The organism is Streptosporangium sp. G11, from assembly GCF_051192615.1.
GTDB lineage: Bacteria > Actinomycetota > Actinomycetes > Streptosporangiales > Streptosporangiaceae > Streptosporangium.
This window is the reverse complement of the sequence record NZ_JBPJUQ010000033.1, coordinates 85,167-104,219: the sequence shown is the minus strand read 5'-3', so window position 1 is coordinate 104,219 and position 19,053 is coordinate 85,167. Positions and strand designations below refer to the sequence as shown.

The window sequence follows — 19,053 nt, the reverse complement described above, 5'->3', positions numbered from 1 at the left end:
ACCTTCACCTCCCGCGACACCGCCACCCTCAACCCCGACCCATCGGTGCAGGCCAACCGCTACACCTACGCCAACGCTAGCCCTCTCACCCACACCGACCCCACCGGCCACAGCTCATACGAAGCGCTCCAAAACGCAGGCTCCCGCCCCTCCTCCGACTGGACATTCAACGCGCCAGAAGTCATTCCCGGTCAGCCGTACTACTCATGGCCCGATCAGCCGGGCGGCCTTTACCCCCAGTTCAACGAGGGCGAGGAGATGTGGTGGGAGGAGCGCTACGGAGACTACGCGCTGCGACCACAGATCACAGACGAAGAAGCCAAAAAGTGGGGCATCATGCCCACCGGCAGGCCCATGCCAAAGGACATGGAAGAAGAATTCTGGAAAGCGAGCGAGGACGCACGTAAAGAATTCCTGGTGCTGTACAACGTCATGCAGATGTACAACACAGAAGTCACCAACGACGACATAGTTGTTCAGTGGATACGGCTCAATCCTCCAACAAATTCGCCAGCGTCACCTGGCGCACCGCCTCAGGCAAGCAGCGGCGGTAACGGCGGGTGGGCAGCCTGCGCCCGACTGTATTCAAAAAAGGCATGCCAAGAGTGGCGCGACGCAGCAGTGAAAGCCGCCGCACTACAAGGGGCGAGGGAAGAGTGCTCACAAATACCGGCAGGGAAAGGTGCAGCAGATAAGCTTCATGCATGCACTAATCTGATACAGATGGCAGGGATGACCACCGCGGACTGGTGGGCTTTAATTAAGGATAAAGCTAAGAAGTCACTGCTTTTCCAAACTATCGATCTCCTTGCAGGAGATGCTATGGCCTGTAGGGACGGCGACTTCGTGTCCTGCATACTCATGGTCTCCGATATCGCTGGTGGTCCCGCATCTAAGGGAATTAAAGCACTCGGAAAGAAGCTGGGGGTCGCAGGAACTGTTTTTGCCAAGGCGGCCAGAGCTTGTTCAAGCTTCCTTCCTGGCACCAAGGTTCTTATGGCCGACGGTTCTCTAAAGTCAATAGAAAAAGTTAAAATTGGCGACTCTATAATAGCGGCAGATCCCAATGCAAGAAAGAGCGAAAAACAACTTGTTACGGCGTTGATTACTAGTCTCGGAGTTAAGCATTTAGTTCGACTGCAGGTTGATGTAGACGGTAACAATGGTGACAAGCTCGGGCAGGTCACCGCGACAACAGAGCACCCCATATGGGCGGTCGATCAAAAACGTTGGGTTGACGCCGGTAATCTCGCAGCGGGTGCGATCCTGCTTTCCGCTGAAGGCAAAAAACTGAAGCTCGTCTCCACTTACAGATATACCCAGGATAAGCAGCGAGTTCATAATTTAACGGTAGAGAGAAGTCACACCTACCATGTAGCGGCTGGAACCGCTAACTTACTCGTTCATAATGCATCGCCCTGCTCCAAGATGGTGTCAAAAATTGGCGATGATCCATACCTCATTAAAGCTGCCGAAGAAGCAGGTAGGAGCAGCCAGAAGGGTATGGATCAGCTATTTGATCAACTTTTGCGAGGAAATATGAACCCTGGCATCGGATCAGAGGCACTTAAGGGTACTGATGTAATGTACGCGCGCCACCGCAATGGTGCACGAATGTTTTTCCGAAAAGTTGGCGATACAATCGTAATTGTAGGCAAGGCAGACAAGCGTAACGAATCGAAAGTAATCGCAAGGTTGGAGAAACTCTATGGACAGTAGTGCATATTACTCACGACAAGAGGAATCATTTTCCTTGCACATTCTACTAGGGGATGGAGTCGATCCCGATTCGATCGAGAAGGGAGATTCCATCGTCACTCTCCCTAACGGGAACCGGTATAGCGCCTTAATGATGACCAGGGAAGAAGTATCTCGAGTCATGGATCGTCACGCAATATCTGGAGAATCTCTTGGGGGTAACTATTTTTCAACACCGGATTTAATTGTCATTAGAGATAAAGGAGTAACCGTTATGGTAGACGTTATTCGCGACATTGTACATTCGGGAGAAATCGCCTTGCTGTTACCTCGAATAGTTGATGATGCATTGGAGATTACATCAATGTGATGCCGACAATTTCATTGATCTACTTTTCATTAAATGCCGCAGTACCCTAGAACTCTTACGTACTTTCTGAGAAGCCTCCGGGCATCCGGCACCGACAAGGCGTCATCGCCAGCGTGCGGGTGCTCTCGTCCAGGTGGACCACCGTCTTGGAGCCCAGGCAGTAGCGGCATCCCAGGACGGCGGGGGCTGCAGAGTCGGACCAGATGCGGTGCTTCCAGACCGGCGGCGGTCCGACGGGCGGCGGAGCAGGTTCGGCGGGCTCGTGCTCGGCGCCGACCCAGCCCCGGCCGTGGCAGAACCGGCAAGCGATACGCAGGCGGCCCAGCCGCTGGCCTCCTTCTCCGTCGCATTCAGGGCAGGTGATCGGGTCGGTCATCGCCGCCCCGTCCCGGCGCACGAGGCACAGGCAACCCAGATGCTCTGCTTGGTGCTGCTGCCGTTGCGGTCGATCCAATCCCCGCCCGCACCCAAGCAGATGTCACAGATCGGTACGTTCTCCTCGTCGGCCATACCTCGACGCTACGCCGCCCTGAGAACCTCGTCAGGTCCTTCCCCGGCCTTGGGGAACATCGGTACGGTCGGTGGCGCTGAGATTGATCATGATCGTGCACTGGGCAGCGGTAAAGGGCCGTTTGTGAGAGGAAGGGGGGCGCCGGTATCAGCCGAGGGCGGGCATTCCGCCCATGGCGCTGAGGGTGGTGCCGTTGACGTAGCTGGCGGCCTGAGAGGCGAGGAAGGTGACGGCTCCGGCGATTTCCTCGGCGTCCGCGAGGCGTTGCAGTGCGACGGCCTTTCCGGCGGCTTCGAAGGCGTCGCCGAAGGCGGCGGTGCCTTCGGTGCGGGTGGGGCCGGCCGCGACGGCGTTGACGCGGACGCCTGCCGGGCCGAATTCCGCGGCCCAGACACGGGTGAGGGATTCCAGGGCGGCCTTGGTGGCGCCGTAGATGCCTGTGCCCAGGCCCGGTGTGGTGGCGGCGCCGCTGCTGATGTTGATGATCGCGCCGTGCCCGCGCCGGACCATGGCGGGTGCCAGGGCTTGGATGAGAAGGTAGGGGGCGCGCAGGTTGATGTTGATGTGTGCGTCGAAGGTCGCCCGGTCGGTGTCGGCGGTGCGGGCGAAGTGGAAGATGCCCGCGTTGTTGACGAGGATGTCGATATCTCCGGCGCGTTCGGCCAGGGCCGTCACCTCGGCGGGGTTGGATAGGTCGGCGGGTTCGAAGCGGGCGGAGCCGCCCAGCGCTTCGATGCGCTGGAGGGTGTCGGCGGCCCGCTCGCGGTCGCGGCCGTGGACGACGACGTGGGCGCCGCGTTCGGCCAGAGCCAGGGCACTGGCGCGACCGATTCCGGCGGTGGCTCCGGTGACCAGTGCCGTCTGGTTGGCGAGGTCCTTGTTCACGGTGGTCCTTCTTTCGTGCTCTCGATGATGTTCGGTGGGTGCGCTGGGCGTGCAGGACGGTGTCATGGATGGTGACGGGCTCGCCGTCGGATGTGGTGGTGGTGCGCGCCCGCGGCGACCGGGGCAGGACGGTCGTAGGTCGGCGGTCAGGTCGTCGGCGGTGCAGAAGAGGTCATCACATGCTCCTTCGGGTGTTGCTCGTGATCATGCGTGGGGAGCATCGGGGGCAGGGATGCGGCGCGCCCAGGTTCCGAAGAGGATCAAGGCGGTCAGGGGGAACGCAGCCGCGACGAGGAAGGTCGTGGACAGGCCGTTCTCCAGGCCGCCGGTGCCGGTGAGCACGCTGGCCAGGATGGCCAGGCCCATGCCGCCGCCGAGCTGCTGCAGGCCCTGGTTGAGGCTGGCGGCTGCACCGATGTGTTCGGCGGGCGCCTGGTGCATGATGACCGCGGTGACCGGTGCGAAGGTGGCGCCGGCGCCCAGGCCGAGCAGGACCGAGGGCAGCAGCACAGGAACGATCGAGGTGTCCGGGCCGGCCTCGGCGGCCACGAGCGACATCCAGGCGATGCCCAGCACGAGCCCGGTCAGACCCGCGATGCCGATGACCCGCTCTCCCAGCCGCGGCAGAAGCCGGGGGGTGAGCTGGTTGGCGGTGATCAGCCCGAGGGTGAAGGGGACCAGGGCCAGGCCGGTCTGGACGGGCGTGAAGCCGAGCACCTGCCGGGTCAGCAGGGTGGTGAAGAACAGGAAGCCGACCTGGCCCGCCGGAATGACCAGCATGGACAGCAGCGGTCCCGCGCTGCGCATCGAGGCGAAGAACGCCGGCGGCATCACCGGGTGCGGGTGCCGGCGCTCGACCAGAACGAGGGTGATCCCGGACAGGGCGGCCACGGCGAAAGCACCGATGACAACGGGACCGGACCAGCCACGCTCGGCTGCGGACGTGAAGGCGAACACCAGGGCCACCATCACCAGGGTCGAGGACGCGGCACCGGCGATGTCCAGCGAGGTGCCTTGGCGCGGCAGCTCGGGCAGGTGGCGCAGCGCGCCGGCCAGGACCAGGATGCCGATGGGCGCGTTGACGAACATCACCCACTCCCAGCTCAGAGTCTGGGTCAGCACGCCGCCGGCCAGCAGGCCCACCGCCGCGCCGCTGCCGATCGCCAGAACGAACATCGACAAGGCGCGGCTCCGCTGCGGGCCGGGCGTGGTGACGCCCATCAACAGCACCATCACGCTCGGCGCGGCCAGGGCCGCTCCCACGCCCTGTACGGCGCGCGCGGTCACCAGGACCGCCGCCGTCGAGGCCAGTCCTCCCGCGACCGAGGCGACGACGAAGACCGACACCCCGACCAGGAGAGCCCGCCGCGGGCCGATCAGCGAGCCGACCTTCCCGCTCAGCAGGATCAGCCCGCCGAAGGACAGCGCGTACGCGGTCACGACCCACGACAGACCCGCACTGGAAAAGCCCAGATCGCGGCCGATGTCAGGCAGCGCCACGTTCACGATCGAGGTGTCGACGACCAGCATCAGCTGCGTAAGCACCAAGATCATGACCGCTACCATCGTTGAGCCGCGTGGCACGGCCACCATCGGGCGGGCCACCTGCCCTCCTACCTGCTTGCCGGGCCCGTCCACGGGTGCGGTGGGCGTGCTGCCTCTGGCCATCCGGTGCTCTCCTGTCCTGCGGGAAGGGCCCCCTCCGGCGGGGTGCCTGCGACCAGGGTCAGGGCAGCACGGCGATGCGGCAAACATCCTTGCTGTGGTGGCAAACTGGAGGCATGGACGAGGGCACAGCAGCGACAATGGCGGCCGTCGGTCCCCGATTGAGGGCCCTGCGCACCCACCGCAACATCACGCTGACCCAGCTCTCTGAGACGACCGGCATCTCCATCAGCACGCTTTCGCGCCTGGAATCAGGACAGCGCCGCCCCACCCTCGAGCTGCTGCTGCCGCTCGCGCGGGATCTGCGTGTGGCCATCGATGAGCTGATCGGCGCACCCCACACAGGAGACCCGCGGCTGCACCTCAAGGCGGTCACCCGCAACGGCATGACGCTCCTGCCGCTGACCAGGCGCGCCGGAAACCTGCAGGCCTACAAATTGATCATCTCCCCCCGGACGCGGCCGCCCCAGCCCGAACGATCCAGCCACGAGGGCTACGAATGGCTCTACGTGCTCGACGGGCGCCTGCGCCTGGTCCTGGGCGACAACGACCTGACCATGGGACCGGGCGAGGCCGCCGAATTCGACACCCGCACCCCGCACTGGTTCGGCAACGCCGACGAACACCCCGTCGAAGTTCTGACCCTCTTCGGTCACCAAGGAGAGCGCGCCCACCTGCGCGCTCACCCCACACCGGTCCGGCATCACCAGGAAGCCCCCGCGGACGACCGCCCCTGAACATCCTGCGGCGAGTACGCCCCGGCCCGGGTGAACCGGTAACGAGCTGCAAGATCACCCCGGGAGCGGACCGTCTCCGGCGTCAGGCCGCAAGCCGATCAACGCTCCGTCCGATCGCCGATGGCCGGTTCTCCCCATCGTCCCTCGCGGCCGAACATCCGCAGCAGGTCGTAGGCGCGGACCTGGTCGGTGACCGGGGAGCCGGCCACGCGCAGCATGTCAGGCCAGTGCGTGATCACCTTGTTCAGGTTGCCCCGGTTGCGGGCCAGGTCCTCCGGCACCCCGTACGTGCCGCTCTCCACGCCGAGCATGGTCGCCCGCCAGAACCGCCGGTCGTCCAGGTCGCGGAAGCGCGGGGAGAAGTTGTAGCCGAGGATCTTGAACAGGCCGAACACCATGTCGGAGTACGCGGCGTTGTCGGTGGCCACCGTCTCCGGCTTCACGCCGCCGTCGAGGTTCAGCAGCGCGTCCAGGATGTGCGGGGAGTCGCGCGGCGTGCCGGGGACGACCATCTGCCCGATGCCGGCGACCTGGTCGTTGACGGCGTTGAGCCAGGTGACGCCGCGTTCGAACCCGAAGTACTTCGGCGACGGCGCCGCGCTGATGATGCTGACGGGGACGACGAACCACAGCCCGTCGACCGAGGCCGGCAGGCCCTCGCCCCTTCCGGCCTCGACGACCTCCTCGCGGAGCTGACGGCTCAGCCCCCGGACGCCTACGAGCGATGGGCGACAGCGCCCCACGCGCCTACAGGCGTTCGTGCGCCCATTCCCGGAAGGTCGTGAGCGGGATGCCGAGCGCTCGCGCGAACTCCGGCCGGGCCGGCTGCCCGGCCACGTTCATGCGTTCGTGCGGGACCCCCGCCCACACCGGCATGCCGGCGGCGAGCGCCTCCTCCTCGGTCAGGTCGGGCGCGGCCAGCAGGGTGCCCAGCGCGGCGGAGAGCACCTCGGCGATCTCTGTCATCGGCAGGTAGTCGCTGGCCAGTTCCAGCTCGACCCCGTCGAACCGCTCGGGTTCGGCGATCGCGGCGGCGGCGGCCCGGCCGATGTCCTGGACCGCGACGAGGGAGAGCCGCGTCTGGGGCCGCAGCACCGTCACCAGCCCGCCCTCGACGCCTCGGGGGAACAGGTAGGCTGCGGCGGGCAGGAAGTTCTCCATGAACCAGCCCGGCTTGAGAATCGTCCAGTGCGGGAAGCCGGCCTCGCGCACCTGATCCTGGATCCCGCTCTTGGTGTTGTAGTACGGCTCCAGCGCCGCCCAGCGGCCATCGGCCCAGCCGGGGGCCCGCGTGTGCTGACCCGCGCCGGAGACCGACGTGTGCACGAACTGCGGCACCCCGGCGGCCTTCGCCGCCTCGATCAGGTTGACGGCCTGGCCTAGCTCACCGTCGAAGTCGAGCACACCTTCCTTCATCACGGGCATCTGCACCGAGAAGACGGCACGGGCACCGTCCGCGGCTTTGAGCAGCGAGTCACGGTCGTCGAGGTCGCCGGTCACCAGCTCGGCCCCGAGCGCCTCGACGGCCCTGGCCCGGTCGGTCGCCGGGTCGCGGACCAGCGCCCGCACGGGAACACCCGCCGCGATCAGGGCCCGCGCGGTGGCGCCCCCCTGTTGCCCGGTGGCGCCGGTGACCAGGACGGGAGCGGAATCAGCAGACATGGCACTCCTACGACGACATTAAACGGCGGACCCCGCCGTTTCTGTGGTCGCTACAATACGGAGGCCCCCGCCGTTTAGCAACATCGAGGTGAAGCCCATGCCGTCCCAGCGCGCGGACGCCCGCCGCAACTACACGCGCCTGCTCGCCGTGGCCGAGGAGGAGATCGCCGCCCACGGCGCCGACGCGTCCCTGGAACAGATCGCCCGCCTCGCGGGAGTCGGCTCGGGCACCGTGCGCCGGCACTTCCCGACCCGCCACGCCCTCTTGGAGGCGGTCTTCCGCGAGCGCGTCGAGACCTTGTGCGCCCACGCCCGCGACCTGACCGCCCGGCCCGACACCCGCGCCGCCCTGCTGGAGTGGCTGAACGCGGTCACCGCCTCCGCCGCGACCATCCGGGGGCTGGCCGTCGCCCTGACCAGGGACCGGGCGAGCGACCCCGACGTGGCACACGAGCACTGCGCGTCGGCGCAGCTCACCGAGGCGGGCGACCTCCTGGTCCGCCGTGCGGCGGAGGCCGGCACGCTGACCCCGGGAGTGACCGTCACGGACGTGCTCGCCCTGGTCACCGGCATCGCCCTGGCCACGGAGAACGACCCGGACCCGGCGGCCGAGGCGAGTCGGCTGCTCGGCCTGACCATCACGGGAATCAGCCCCCTTCGAGGGTGAGCGATCCGCGCTGGTCACTTTGGAGATGCGAGTCGGGGAGAAGGGATGCGCGAACGGGACGCCTTCAGAGCGCTGACCGTCGGAGGCTCCGTCGGGGGCGTCGCGGCCGCCCATGAGCTGCGGGCCGTCGGCGCGGACATCGCCGTCTACGAGCGCTCACCCGGCCACATGCGCCCGCGTGGGGCCGGAATCGTCATGCAGCCGGAGGTCGAAGCGCTGCCGAACCGCCTCGACATGTCCGGGGAATCGGTCGGCGTCGAACTCCAGGAGCGCCGGCGACTCGACCTCCACGGCGAAGCGACCCGCCATCGAGCCCTCCAGCTCATGACCAGACTGCGGGCCGCGACGACCACGCCCCTGACCGGCGCCCGCGTAGAAGGCTCCACCACGTCCGCCCCTTGCGATCACATGCTCAACCCCGGGCGGGGGCCCTGGGTGGTGGGGGAGCGGTAGGGGCGTGTGCGGTTGGCGGAGCGGGCGGCGGCCTGGCGCTGCTGTGCTTCGGTGTGTGCGCGGGCTTGCTCGCGCCGGGAGCGGGCCATGCTCGCGGACGACCGGCGGCAGCGGGGCCGTCCGTACCTCGTCGCCCTTGCCGAGCAGCCGGATATGACCGGTCCGGGCGGTCGGAGCGACGTCCTGTGCGTCCAGACGCTCACACTCCTCGACCTGGGCTCCGGCGTACAGCAGCACGGCGACGATCGCCCGGTCACGGACGCCATGGCGGGCGGTGGCACGCTCAACCCGGCCCTACTCGGCCCTGGTGAGCGCGTCCGGCTCGCCGGGCTTGGGCACCCGGGCCCGCTTCACCGCGATGCGCGGCCCAGCCCGGGGTGTGCAGCAGGGTGACGGCGGCTAACGCCTGGTCGATCGAGGCGGGCGCGGCCTTGCCGATCATCAGGTCCTTGCGTCAGGCGGTCACCGCGGCCTCAGCCCCGACCACGTCCGCGGAGGCGTCGCCGTGGTCGGGGCGCCCGGCCGGCCAGGTAGAGACCGGAGTCGTCGTCGCGGCTCGCAGGTGAGGATCGTGGGCGGCCGCCGCCGGCGCCCTGGCCGGGCCGCTCGGCGTTCCACTCTCGGATCTCGTCGGCACGGCCCGGGTGCCATCACGGGGCTCGGCTGATTCCACCGTGCGTCGCCCACCCGGGACACTCCGTCGCGGCCGCGACCATCCCGGGTCGTCAGGTCTCGGTCGGTGGCGCACTCATCGCTGCCGCCAGGAACGTGATCGCCCAGCGCCGGGTCGCCTCGCCCGCCACTGGGGACAGGCTGGCCGGGAGGCGCCGGTTGTAGACCTCGACGCGGTCCATGGCTACCACGGCGAGGATTCCCCGCAGCCGGAACCACAGCTCCTCCGGGGGAAGGCCGGGCAGTGCGCGCCCGAAGGCCGCCAGGTAGCGATCGCGGACCGTGTCCTCGGCCGAGCCGGTCCAGTTGCGCATCTCCTCGGCCGGGTCGCCGATGATCGTCACGATCAGCCGGGACGTCCGGGCGCCGCCCTCGTCGCCGGCCGGCATCTCGTCGAACAGCGGTCCCGCGAATGCCTCCACCAGTTCGGTGATCGATGGGTCCGGGGTCCGGGCGAGCAGCCGGTCGAGCCCGGCGCACTGCGCGGCGTTGATGGGCTCGATCACGCGGCGGATGACCGCGGCCAGGAGCTCCGCCTTCGAGCCGAAGTGGTACGCGACGGCGGCCAGGTTCGCTCCGGCGAGGTCGGTGATCGCGCGGACCGAGGTGCCGTGGAAACCGCGCTCGGCGAAGAGGTGTTCGGCCGCGTCGAGGATCTGGGTGCGGGTGTCGGGTGGCGCCATGTGTGCGTACTGTACATACGTTTGAATCAAACGAACGTATGATTGAAACGAACGTGCGAAGAAGGGTTGCCATGAAACTGCTCGTGTACGGCGCCGGGGTTCTCGGCAGCCTTCTCTCCGCCCGCCTGCATGAGGCCGGGCACGACGTCTCGCTCCTCGCACGGGGCGAGCGCCTGGCCGCTCTGCGTCGGCACGGCGTGCGGCTCGCCGAGGGAGACAGCCCGGCCGTCAGGCGGGTACCGGTGCCGGTGGTCGAGCATCCGGTCGGCGGGTACGACCTGATCGCCGTCCTCGTCCGCACCCATCAGGTGGACGCGGTGCTGGAGTCACTCGCTGGTCTCGAAGGTGATGTGCTGTTTCTGCTCAACTGGGCGGCCGGCGCGGAGCCGCTGGGCGCGGTGATCGGCCACGAGCGGGTGCTGCTCGGCTTTCCCACGGCCGCCGGCACGATGGACGGCGACGTGGTCCGCTACCGCGCGACCAACCTCATGACCCGCCTGTTCCCGATGCCGATCGGCGAACCCGGCGGCCGTACCACCCCGCGGCTGGAACGGACCGTGCGGGCGTTCCGCACCGCCGGGATCAGCGCCAAGGCCGAGCCGCAGATGGATGCCTGGCTCAAGACGCACGCCGCGTTCGAGGTGCCACTCGGGCAGGCGGTGAACGCGGCGGGCGGCCCGGTGGCACTGGCCGACGATCCGGACGCGGTCCGCGGCATGATCCGCCTCATGCGGCAGAACCTGGCCGCCATGCCGACGCCGCCGGTCCCTCGCGGGTTCGTTGCGTTGCAGACTCTGCCGGAAGGGCTGCTCGTGGCCGTGCTGCGGCGCTTCTTGCGAAGCTCGACGGCCGCACACAGCGGGCTCGACGGCGCCTCGCCTGCGGCGGCGGCCGAACTCGAGCGGATGGCCGAACAGATGCGTGCCTATGCGAGGGGTCGGTAGGCGATAGGCGGCTGTGCCTTCTCGCCGCCCTTGCCGCGACGTGAACCGCCCCCGCCGCGATGTGAACCGGCCGTGCCGGCGTGAGCGTCGTCATCCGGCCTGCGCGCCCGACGCGTGCACGGATGACTCGCCGACGAAATCAGAGACACATGACCCGCCGGTGGCTGTGTTGGGGGCGCGGCAGCCAGGAGCGGCGCGCGGGCCGGCGTGGGCATGGCGGCCTGTTCTCAGATGCGGAACCCGGCGTTCAGGGCCTGGTCCATGGCTTGGTCGACAGCGGCATCGTCGGGGGAGGGCAGGGCGGCGGGCCACACCGTCGGCGACGCGGTGGAGCGCGCCGCCGGCAAGCGTATCAGCCGCCCGATCTGCCGATCGTCCAGGACGAGGGCAGATCGGCGCGATCAAGGCCCGGCAGGCCGGCCGCGCGCAGAGGGCGGGACGGCCTGCCGGGCGGATGAGATCAGGAGACGGGTTCGATCCACACGTTGCGGAAACGGGGATTCTCGCCAGGGTCGCCGTGATCCTGGAGGCGGATCCCGCCCGACGCCGCGCTCTCCGGGATGTTGTCGCCTGTGCCGCCGTCGATGGCCACGTCGTCGTGCACCACCACGCCGTTCCAGACGACCGTGACTCGCGCGTTGTCGACCTTCACTCCCGCGCTGGTGTAGCGGGCCGCGCGGAAGGTGATCTCGTAGGTCTGCCACGTTCCCGAGGCGGTGGCCATGTTGCGGTCGGGCGCGCGCTTGGAGTAGATCGAGCCCGCCTCGTTGGCGGCCGGTGTGGTGTCACCGTACGACTCGAGGACCTGAATCTCGTAGCGTTCCTGGAGGAAGATGCCGCTGTTGCCGCGCTGCTGCCCGGTCACGTCCGGCGGGTAGTCCGGCTCGTACCACTCGGCGTGGAGCTTGAAGTCGCCGAACGTCTGCCGGGTACGGATGTCGCCGCCATAGGACTCCATGAAGCCGTTCGCGATCGGCCAGGTCGCCGACCCGCCGGCCCGCTTCTCCCACGCCGCCAGACTGGACCCGTCGAACAGCGTGATCCGCTGCGCCTTCGACACGGTGATGTGGTCGAGGTTGACCTGTCCCGTATCGCCGGAGTCGTACCTGTAGTCGATCCTGTTCGAACCCCGCTTCAGGTTGAGCGCCTCCGTCTGGACGGCCCAGGCGTCCCAGCCGCCGGTGCCGGCCAGCCGCACCTGCCTGACCTTGTCGCCGTTGACGTACACGCTCACCGACGTGCCGGCGTCGGCCGCGTAGCGGAGCCCGACGTTGTGCATGCCGGGTGAGTCCGTCCGCACGGTGAACGACGTGCTCGCGCCCGCGGCCGCGTAGCCGTCGACGAAGCCCTTGCCGGTGTAGCCCTGATGGTCCGTGTTCACCTTCGCACCACCGCGCAGCGAGGCGTTCTCCGCCTCGAGTACCGGTCGCGCGGCCACGGTGATGGAGTCCAGGTTGACGTTGCCCGTGTCGCCGCTGTCGTACTTGTAGGCGATGGTGTTGGCGCCTGCCTTCAACGTGAGCGGTTCGACCCGGGTGGCCCACAGGTCCCACGTTTCCGTAGTGGGCAGCGGCACCTGCCTGATCTTGGTCCCGTTGACGTACACGCTCAGGGATTTGGTGCCGGGTGCGGGGTGCGGGCCGTTGGAGTAGCGCAGGCCCACCTGGTACGTGCCGGCCTCGGCCGCGCGTACGGCGAACTGCGTGGCCGCTCCCTCGGTCCAGCTGCCGTCGACGAAGCCGCTTCCCGAGTAGCTCAGATGGTCGGTGTTCAGCTTCGCGCCGCCGCTGTGCGAGGCGCTCTCCGCCTCGTACGTGGTGTCCGTCGTCGGGCCGTTGACCATCGAGTTAAGCGTGTACCAGGCCTCGGTGCTCCACAGCGGCTGCCCCGATGCCGAGCTGAACGGGCGCGGCGACCGCAGGTGCACCACGCGTCCCGGCTTGAGATTCGCGATCTTGAGCGTGACCTTCTTCCCGCCGGAGGTCAGCTTCGCGGAGGTGACGGTCAGCGGCTCCTCGTCCACCTTGGGGCCACCGTAGGTGGAGGCTGCGGTGTACCGCCACTGGGTGGCCTGATACTTGGCCGCCAGCGACGTGGCGGTCTCGGCCGACAGCGGCTGGGTGTACTCCAGCTCGAAGCCGCCCTCGATCGCGCGCATCTTCAGGATGTCGAAAGCCTTGTCGTCGCCGAGGGTCAGCTTCTGCAGTCCGTAGGTGAGCTTGCCCGGCTGGCCCCAGTTTCCGCCGGCGCCGAGGCCTCCGGCGTAGATGGCGCCGTCGGGCCCCAGGCTGATCCGGTTGATCCCCGCCTCGAGGCCCTGAGTGAGGCGGAAGACCGCGCCTTGGTACTCGCCGTTGACCTTCTCCAGGTAGCCGCGCTGGATCCCGCCGTAGGTGACGTCGCCGAACAACATCTGCCCCGCGAACCTGCCCCGCTTCATGACCAGCGGCGTGCTGGGGGAATTGGCGATCTCGTTGTGCGGCAGCCAGAGCACGGGCGCGCTCACCGGGTTGTCATCGAACGGGCCGTCAGGGTTGGTGTAGTGGTTGAAGAACCGATCCTTCTTGATGTGCACCAGTTTCGAGGCGGGCAGCCAGCCGCCCTGGTTGTCCATGACGAACAGGCCGTCCTCCGGACCCCAGCCGAGCCCGTTGGGCGTGCGCAGACCGCCGGCGATGTACTCGACCGCGCCGGTGGCCTTGTTGACCTTGATGGTCGTGCCCCTGTCCCGCGCCGGCTGCGGGTCGGTGGTGGCGCCGCCGTAGTTGATGGCGACGGAGAGGTTGATGTAGAAGTGGCCGCCACGGTAGAGCAGCCCGAACGCGAACTCGTGGAAATTGCCGCCGAACGGCCAGCTCGCCACGGTCCTGAGGTTGTCGGCGACCTCGTCGCCGTTGGTGTCGTTCAGCTCCACCAGCCGGGACTTCTCCGACACGTAGAGCTTGCCGTCCACGTACTTGATGCCCATGGGCTCCTGAAGCCCGTCGGCGATCTTCTTGGTGGTCACCTGCGCGGGTGAGGTCTTGCCTGTGACGTTGTCGAGCAGGTAGACCTCGCCGAGCTTGGTCTCCGAGCCACCCCACGTGGCGATCGCCAACCGGCCGTCGGGCAGCCAGTCCATCGCGGTCACCTGCGGCTGGAAACCGTTCGGCCGCAGGTCGGTGAGCGTGAAGTCAGGGTGTACCGACTCCAGCGGCAGTCCGTCGCCCGGGGAGTCGGCGCCGCTCTCGCAGTCCTTGCGCCCGGGGGCGGTGACCCGCACCACGTCCGCGTCCGTGCTCAGCACCGAGTTCGGTACGAGGGTGAACTCCGAGGATCCGGGGGGTTTCCACTCCAGCTTGAGCTGCTGGCCGTACAGGTGCTCGAAGTGGTCGACGCGCAACGCGTGGTAGCCGGTGGTCAGGGTGATCGTGCCGTCCACGGCGATCGGCCCGTGCCGCCCGTCGTTGGTGATCACGACGGTGTCGTCGACGCGCAGCCGGGAGCCGTCGTCGCTGGTGAGCCGGAACTCGTACGTGCCTGCGGCGGCGATGGAGATGTTGCCGATGGCCTCGGTGACGAACATGTCGGTCAGGCCGAAGTCGGCGTCGGAGGTCCAGTCGATCGTGGACATCAGCTTGTCCACGTTGGGTGTCTGACCGGGCTTGAGCGTGCAGAGCTTGGACAGTTCGACTTGGACGTCGTAGGTGCGCAGGGTGATGCCCGGCTCCTGCGGCGGCACCGCCGCGCGCGCTTGAGCGGGTACGACGAGCCATGAGAGCGCGGTGAGCAGTAAGACGGATAACAGGGCTAATTTCCGCATGGCTGGTCCCATCTCGGTGAGGGTGCCGCGTTCAGCGCGGCGTGGGGGGGTTACGGCACTGCCGATATGGCCGATCGAATGGCGGATGCCGGGTCTCATTCGCTGTGACAGGAGGGGGGTAACGCTGCTCTGCAGCCGTAATCTAAAGCAAGATCTTCAACTTGCCCATACCTTTTTGCCGCAAATCGACGAAAGTCGGACTCGTCACAGCAGAAGGGGGCGACGCCGCGGCACCGCCCGCAGCGAGTGCGGGGCGACCGGGGATCTGCCGACGGCCTGCCGTGCCGGCGACCGAATTGGGCGCTGCTCTTCTGGAGGGACTGGAAGGCCCGGCGTGACCTGGGCTTTTGCGGATCCGGCCCCCGGGGCGCCCCGAAGCGTCGTCGTCATCGGGAAAAACCGGCCGGACATGACCGGGTGGGCTCCTGAACCGGGACGTCGGTGCTCTGGCGGCAGGTGCGGGTTGGTCGTTTCGGTGTTCATCACGTGATCGAGGGCAAGAGGCAGGTCCGCACGACGAGGTCCCGCACCTGGTACGGCAGCCGCCATTTGCTGGATGAGCTGGGATGATCCGCCGCTGACCGATGCGATCCCGCGCGACGAGAGCGGCCGCTCGTGATCACGTCTGTGCGACGAGAACAAGGCGGGAATTGGTGGCGCCGAAGGGCACCGAGGGCGGGCCGAAGATCTCCAGCACCTCGCTGAGCGTCAGGTCCCTGCCATCCCGGACACCCAGCCGGCGGTGCATGGCCTCGTACTCGGCGACACTGAGCACTCGGTCGGCGTGCAGCCACCCGCGCGCGTGGACGAATTCGGCGTAGACCGACGCCACGGCGCCCTCCTCCTCACCAGGCAGCAGGGCTTTGAGCGCTCCCCGTACTCCGAGCGCGTTGAACGCCCCGCGAGCGCGCATGGCTCGCTGCTCGTCGGCCCAGGCATCCTCCTGGCGTTCGGCGTAGGTCAGATGATCCAGCAGCAGCCGTAGCGCGATCTCCCCGCCGAACATCCCCGGCCAACGAAGGGCCGCGTTGAGGTCGCCGGCGAGGCGGGCACGGATCTCGGCGGAAGAGCGCGGCCCGGATCCCCAACTGCTCGGCCGTGTCCCCGAACACGACCGTGGCCATCTCGCCCCTTCCGCCGAAGTTCACTCCCACCATCCCTGTGCGGGAGCCGGCGACGCCAGCAATGCTGCCCGTGCTTTGCAGGTATTGCTCACGGGCCAGCCACAGCGGCAGGGGCTCGGCGCCCGCCCGTGCGGCGGCGGCGCGTGCCTTCCTGGCCGTTTCGGGGGTGCGGCGGCGCAGGATCAGCTGCCGGCCCGCGTAGTCGAACCTTTGAGCGGAAGCGCGCCGAAGTTCGGTTCGGGGAGCTGCTGGCCGCCCCCTCACCGCGGGCCAGACCCGGTGAGGGGGAGTCACTGCCTGATGCCCTACTTCGCGAGGGCATCGCCCGCCCGCCGGGCGCGACGGCGGGCGCAGGGGGTAGCGGGCAATGCCCTCGCCTCCATTGCAAAGGACTTACAAGTGATCTCCAAGGGTGTGCACTCATCCTGTGGACATGCAAGCCCGAAAGATCACCCGATCGGCGGCGGTACTCGCCCTGACCGCCGCCCTGATCCTCCTAGTCGGCCCGCTCGGGTCAGCAGGCCTCGTGCAGGCAGCCCCGATCGCGAAGAACACCGACTTCAACCTCGTCAGCCAGGACGGCATCACCTCCCCCTCGGCTGGCCAGCCCACGGTGACGCCGACGCCTTCGTCTTCGTCTTCGTGTGCTCCGTTGCCGACTCCGGTGCCGGGTGGTCCTACTTGTGGTCCGCAGCCCACGGTGACGCCGACGCCTTCGTCTTCGTCTTCGTGTGCTCCGTTGCCGACTCCGGTGCCGGGTGGTCCTACTTGTGGTCCGCAGCCCACGGTGACGCCGACGCCTTCGTCTTCGTCTTCGTGTGCTCCGTTGCCGACTCCGGTGCCGGGTGGTCCTACTTGTGGTCCGCAGCTCACGGTGACGCCGACGCCTTCGTCTTCGTCTTCGTGTGCTCCGTTGCCGACTCCGATGCCGGGTGGTCCTACTTGTGGTCCGCAGCTCACGGTGACGCCGACGCCTTCGTCTTCGTCTTCGTGTGCTCCGTTGCCGACTCCGATGCCGGGTGGTCCTACTTGTGGTCCGCAGCTCACGGTGACGCCGACGCCTTCGTCTTCGTCTTCGTGTGCTCCGTTGCCGACTCCGATGCCGGGTGGTCCCACTTGCGGCCCGCAGCCCACAGCGACACCTACGGGTGGTCCGACGCGTACCAGTCAGCCCACAGCGACTCCCACGTCCACCGCGAGGCCTGAGCCGGAGGTGACCTTGGATCCCCGGCCGACCTTCGATCCGCAATCCCTCACCGCCACGCGCGCCCGCGCGTAGGTGCCGCTCGAAACTCTCAAAACTCCCTCACGAGGCTGAGCCCTGCGGCGTCCTTGACGGCATTCGGCTCTGCTTCTCACCGACATGACCACCACCGCCGAAACCGCCCGTGACCTGGGCGGGGATCCTGGCCAAGGGGGGCGCGCCGCGCCCCCCTGCGCGCTCACGTCAGCTCGGCGGGAGTACTTTCCTGGGTGGCCGCCCATGAGGCGAGCAGGGCCAGGGCGTGGGCGGTGGACGACCCCGGTTCGGCGGTGAAGATCGTCATACTGAGCCCGGGGTCGCCTCGCAGATCCATGCTCTCGTAGGCCAGGGCCAGGTCGCCGACCACGTGGTGGTGGAAGTGCTTGAGGCCGCCCGCGTGGGTGCGGACATTGTGGGAACCCCAGCGGCGCCTGAAGTCATCGCTGCGGGTGGACAGCTCACCGACCAGGTCGTGCAGGGCCTTGTCGTGAGGATCCTGGCCCGCGGCGGTGCGCAGGTTGGCGACGGTGATGTCGGCGTACAGGTCCCAGTCGGGGTAGAACCGGCGAGCGGCGGCGTCAAGGAAGGCGAACCGGGCCAGATTGGGCGCGCCGGTCGGGTCGGTGTAGACGTCGGCGTACAGCGCACGGCCCAGGTGGTTGGCCGCCAGCAGGTCAGACCTGTTGTTCCCGACGATCGCGGGCCGCGTGGTGATGGAGTCAAGGGCCCATTGCAGGCTTGGCCGTACCGCCTGCCGCTGGGAGCCGCCTCGGCGCGGACGCATCGCGGCCGCGGTGCCGTCGGCGGCCTGGGCGAGGTGGAACAGGTGACGGCGCTCGGCGTCGTCGAGCTGCAGGGCGCGGGCGATCGCGTCCAGGACGCCGGCCGACGCGCCCCCGACCGAGCCGCGCTCCAGCTTGGCGTAGTACTCCACGCTCACCCCGGCCAGCGCTGCGACCTCGCTACGGCGCAGCCCCGGGACACGACGACGCCCCGCGTGAGGCACCCCGGCCCGCTCAGGGGTGATCTTGGCTCGCCGCGAGATCAGGAACTCGCGGACTTCGGCGCGGTTGTCCACCCCGACACCGTACGACGGCGACCGTGCGCTGAGGGATGCCCTGCCAGTACACCCATCGCCGGTGACTTCCCCCAGCCGCGGGGGCGGGGATCTTCTTGGGGCATGAACATCGCCTTGCGACCGCACCCCCACCTTCGAACGGGTACGGCGTTGACCTCCGCCTCGCTGGCCGTCCTGTTGGCCGGCTGCTCGGTGAGCAGGTCAGACGGCCCCGGCGTGATGACCCCCACCAACCCGGCCTCTGCCGCTGTCGCCAGCGCATCCGGCGACTTCGCAGGTACGGCGCGGATCGTGCTGCGCGCCGGCGGCGGGCTGGCGACGGCTACGCTTGCGGCCACGCCGGCGGCGCGAGGGTTCGCCGCGATGTTGCCCCTGCGCCTGACCCTGCACGACCCGATGGGACAGGCGAAGTCCGGGCGGTTGCCGCACCGGATCGATGTCCCCGGCGCCACCCGGGTCATCGATCCCGACGTGGCCGGCATCTACTACTGGCCGCCGAGCGGAGACATCGCCATCGTCTACGACGACCTCGGCCAGTCTGTTCCCCCGCCCGGCATGGTCCGGCTCGGTTCCATCGACAGGGGACTGGACGCGCTCGCCCGCGCAGGGAACCGGTTCACGGTCTGGATCGATCGGGTCTGACGCGCCATGATCTCATCGACGATCCTCAGTCGCCTCTGTCGACCCGACGCCCTGTTTCCGCTGCCCCGGTGAGAACCGCAGGTTCGGCCGCGAGCGAGCCGCCGGTGAGCGCCAGGCCGGCGCTCACCAGGATCCGCCGCCGGGGCGCAGCGGCGTGAGGGTGACCGCTGGCGGGGCGCCGGGCGAGATGTCGTCCGTGCGGAGGCTTGCCATGTGG

Annotated in this window: 16 protein-coding genes and 1 pseudogene; 8 read left to right on the top strand and 9 right to left on the bottom strand. The window is 68.1% G+C overall.

Translation table 11 applies throughout. The annotated features are described in order from the left end of the window. Both ACSDR0_RS27585 and ACSDR0_RS27580 read left to right on the top strand, forming a co-directional pair. On the top strand, positions 1 to 1,719 hold a 1,719-nt coding region (locus ACSDR0_RS27585; protein WP_435291790.1), incomplete at its 5' end, for a polymorphic toxin-type HINT domain-containing protein. Positions 1,720 to 1,849: 130 nt separating this feature from the next. Next, the gene (locus ACSDR0_RS27580) at positions 1,850 to 2,068 is read left to right on the top strand and encodes a hypothetical protein (protein ID WP_435291789.1); all 219 of its coding nucleotides are present in this window, start codon (positions 1,850 to 1,852) and stop codon (positions 2,066 to 2,068) included. A gap of 55 nt (positions 2,069 to 2,123) precedes the next feature. Here ACSDR0_RS27580 and ACSDR0_RS27575 read toward each other — a convergent pair whose 3' ends face one another. The 3 genes from ACSDR0_RS27575 to ACSDR0_RS27565 all read right to left on the bottom strand — a co-directional run bounded on the left by ACSDR0_RS27575 (position 2,124) and on the right by ACSDR0_RS27565 (position 5,018). After that, the gene (locus tag ACSDR0_RS27575; RefSeq protein WP_435291788.1) at positions 2,124 to 2,444 is read right to left on the bottom strand and encodes a hypothetical protein; all 321 of its coding nucleotides are present in this window, start codon (positions 2,442 to 2,444) and stop codon (positions 2,124 to 2,126) included. A 282-nt stretch (positions 2,445 to 2,726) separates the two neighbouring features. Next, complete coding sequence (locus ACSDR0_RS27570; protein ID WP_435291787.1) at positions 2,727 to 3,464, bottom strand: SDR family NAD(P)-dependent oxidoreductase; 738 nt, start codon at positions 3,462 to 3,464, stop codon at positions 2,727 to 2,729. Positions 3,465 to 3,668: 204 nt separating this feature from the next. Continuing rightward, on the bottom strand, positions 3,669 to 5,018 hold the full coding sequence (locus ACSDR0_RS27565; RefSeq protein ID WP_435291786.1) for an MFS transporter: 1,350 nt from the start codon (positions 5,016 to 5,018) through the stop codon (positions 3,669 to 3,671). A 227-nt stretch (positions 5,019 to 5,245) separates the two neighbouring features. Here ACSDR0_RS27565 and ACSDR0_RS27560 point away from each other — a divergent pair, with 227 nt between their 5' ends. Further along, entirely contained in the window at positions 5,246 to 5,866 is a 621-nt protein-coding gene (locus ACSDR0_RS27560; RefSeq protein ID WP_435291785.1) for a helix-turn-helix domain-containing protein, read from the top strand. Positions 5,867 to 6,009: 143 nt separating this feature from the next. On the opposite strand, the pseudogene ACSDR0_RS27555 reads toward ACSDR0_RS27560, so the two are convergent. Further along, positions 6,010 to 6,528 (bottom strand): annotated as a pseudogene (locus ACSDR0_RS27555) (Tn3 family transposase); the annotation flags it as partial. 85 nt (positions 6,529 to 6,613) lie between these two features. Further along, positions 6,614 to 7,528, bottom strand: coding sequence for an NmrA family NAD(P)-binding protein (locus ACSDR0_RS27550; protein ID WP_435291784.1), 915 nt, complete (start codon positions 7,526 to 7,528; stop codon positions 6,614 to 6,616). A gap of 97 nt (positions 7,529 to 7,625) precedes the next feature. Here ACSDR0_RS27550 and ACSDR0_RS27545 point away from each other — a divergent pair, with 97 nt between their 5' ends. Next, positions 7,626 to 8,195, top strand: a complete 570-nt coding sequence (locus ACSDR0_RS27545) for a TetR/AcrR family transcriptional regulator (protein WP_435291783.1) — start codon at positions 7,626 to 7,628, stop codon at positions 8,193 to 8,195. 45 nt (positions 8,196 to 8,240) lie between these two features. Beyond that, positions 8,241 to 8,648 carry a hypothetical protein gene (locus ACSDR0_RS27540; protein ID WP_435291782.1) on the top strand — a complete coding sequence of 136 codons (408 nt, stop codon included), beginning with the start codon at positions 8,241 to 8,243 and terminating at the stop codon, positions 8,646 to 8,648. A 725-nt stretch (positions 8,649 to 9,373) separates the two neighbouring features. Here ACSDR0_RS27540 and ACSDR0_RS27535 read toward each other — a convergent pair. Further along, a complete protein-coding gene (locus ACSDR0_RS27535; protein WP_435291781.1) occupies positions 9,374 to 10,003 on the bottom strand; it encodes a TetR/AcrR family transcriptional regulator in 630 nt (209 codons plus the stop codon). 71 nt (positions 10,004 to 10,074) lie between these two features. On the opposite strand from ACSDR0_RS27535, the gene ACSDR0_RS27530 reads away from it, so the two are divergent. Beyond that, positions 10,075 to 10,947: a ketopantoate reductase family protein gene (locus tag ACSDR0_RS27530; protein ID WP_435291780.1), complete on the top strand. Its 873-nt coding sequence runs from the start codon at positions 10,075 to 10,077 to the stop codon at positions 10,945 to 10,947. A 460-nt stretch (positions 10,948 to 11,407) separates the two neighbouring features. On the opposite strand, the gene ACSDR0_RS27525 is transcribed toward ACSDR0_RS27530, so the two are convergent. Next, a complete protein-coding gene (locus tag ACSDR0_RS27525; RefSeq protein ID WP_435291779.1) occupies positions 11,408 to 14,749 on the bottom strand; it encodes a family 16 glycoside hydrolase in 3,342 nt (1,113 codons plus the stop codon). Positions 14,750 to 15,368: 619 nt separating this feature from the next. After that, positions 15,369 to 15,755, bottom strand: coding sequence for a hypothetical protein (locus tag ACSDR0_RS27520; RefSeq protein WP_435291778.1), 387 nt, complete (start codon positions 15,753 to 15,755; stop codon positions 15,369 to 15,371). Positions 15,756 to 16,554: 799 nt separating this feature from the next. Here ACSDR0_RS27520 and ACSDR0_RS27515 point away from each other — a divergent pair. Continuing rightward, positions 16,555 to 17,079 (top strand): hypothetical protein, encoded by a 525-nt coding sequence (locus tag ACSDR0_RS27515; RefSeq protein ID WP_435291777.1) that lies wholly within the window; start codon positions 16,555 to 16,557, stop codon positions 17,077 to 17,079. Between the two features lie 236 nt (positions 17,080 to 17,315). Here ACSDR0_RS27515 and ACSDR0_RS27510 read toward each other — a convergent pair whose 3' ends face one another. After that, entirely contained in the window at positions 17,316 to 18,194 is an 879-nt protein-coding gene (locus ACSDR0_RS27510; RefSeq protein WP_435291776.1) for a helix-turn-helix transcriptional regulator, read from the bottom strand. Between the two features lie 102 nt (positions 18,195 to 18,296). Between ACSDR0_RS27510 and ACSDR0_RS27505 the strand changes: the two genes are divergently transcribed. Continuing rightward, the gene (locus tag ACSDR0_RS27505) at positions 18,297 to 18,836 is read left to right on the top strand and encodes a cyclophilin-like fold protein (protein WP_435291775.1); all 540 of its coding nucleotides are present in this window, start codon (positions 18,297 to 18,299) and stop codon (positions 18,834 to 18,836) included. Positions 18,837 to 19,053 lie beyond the last annotated feature (217 nt).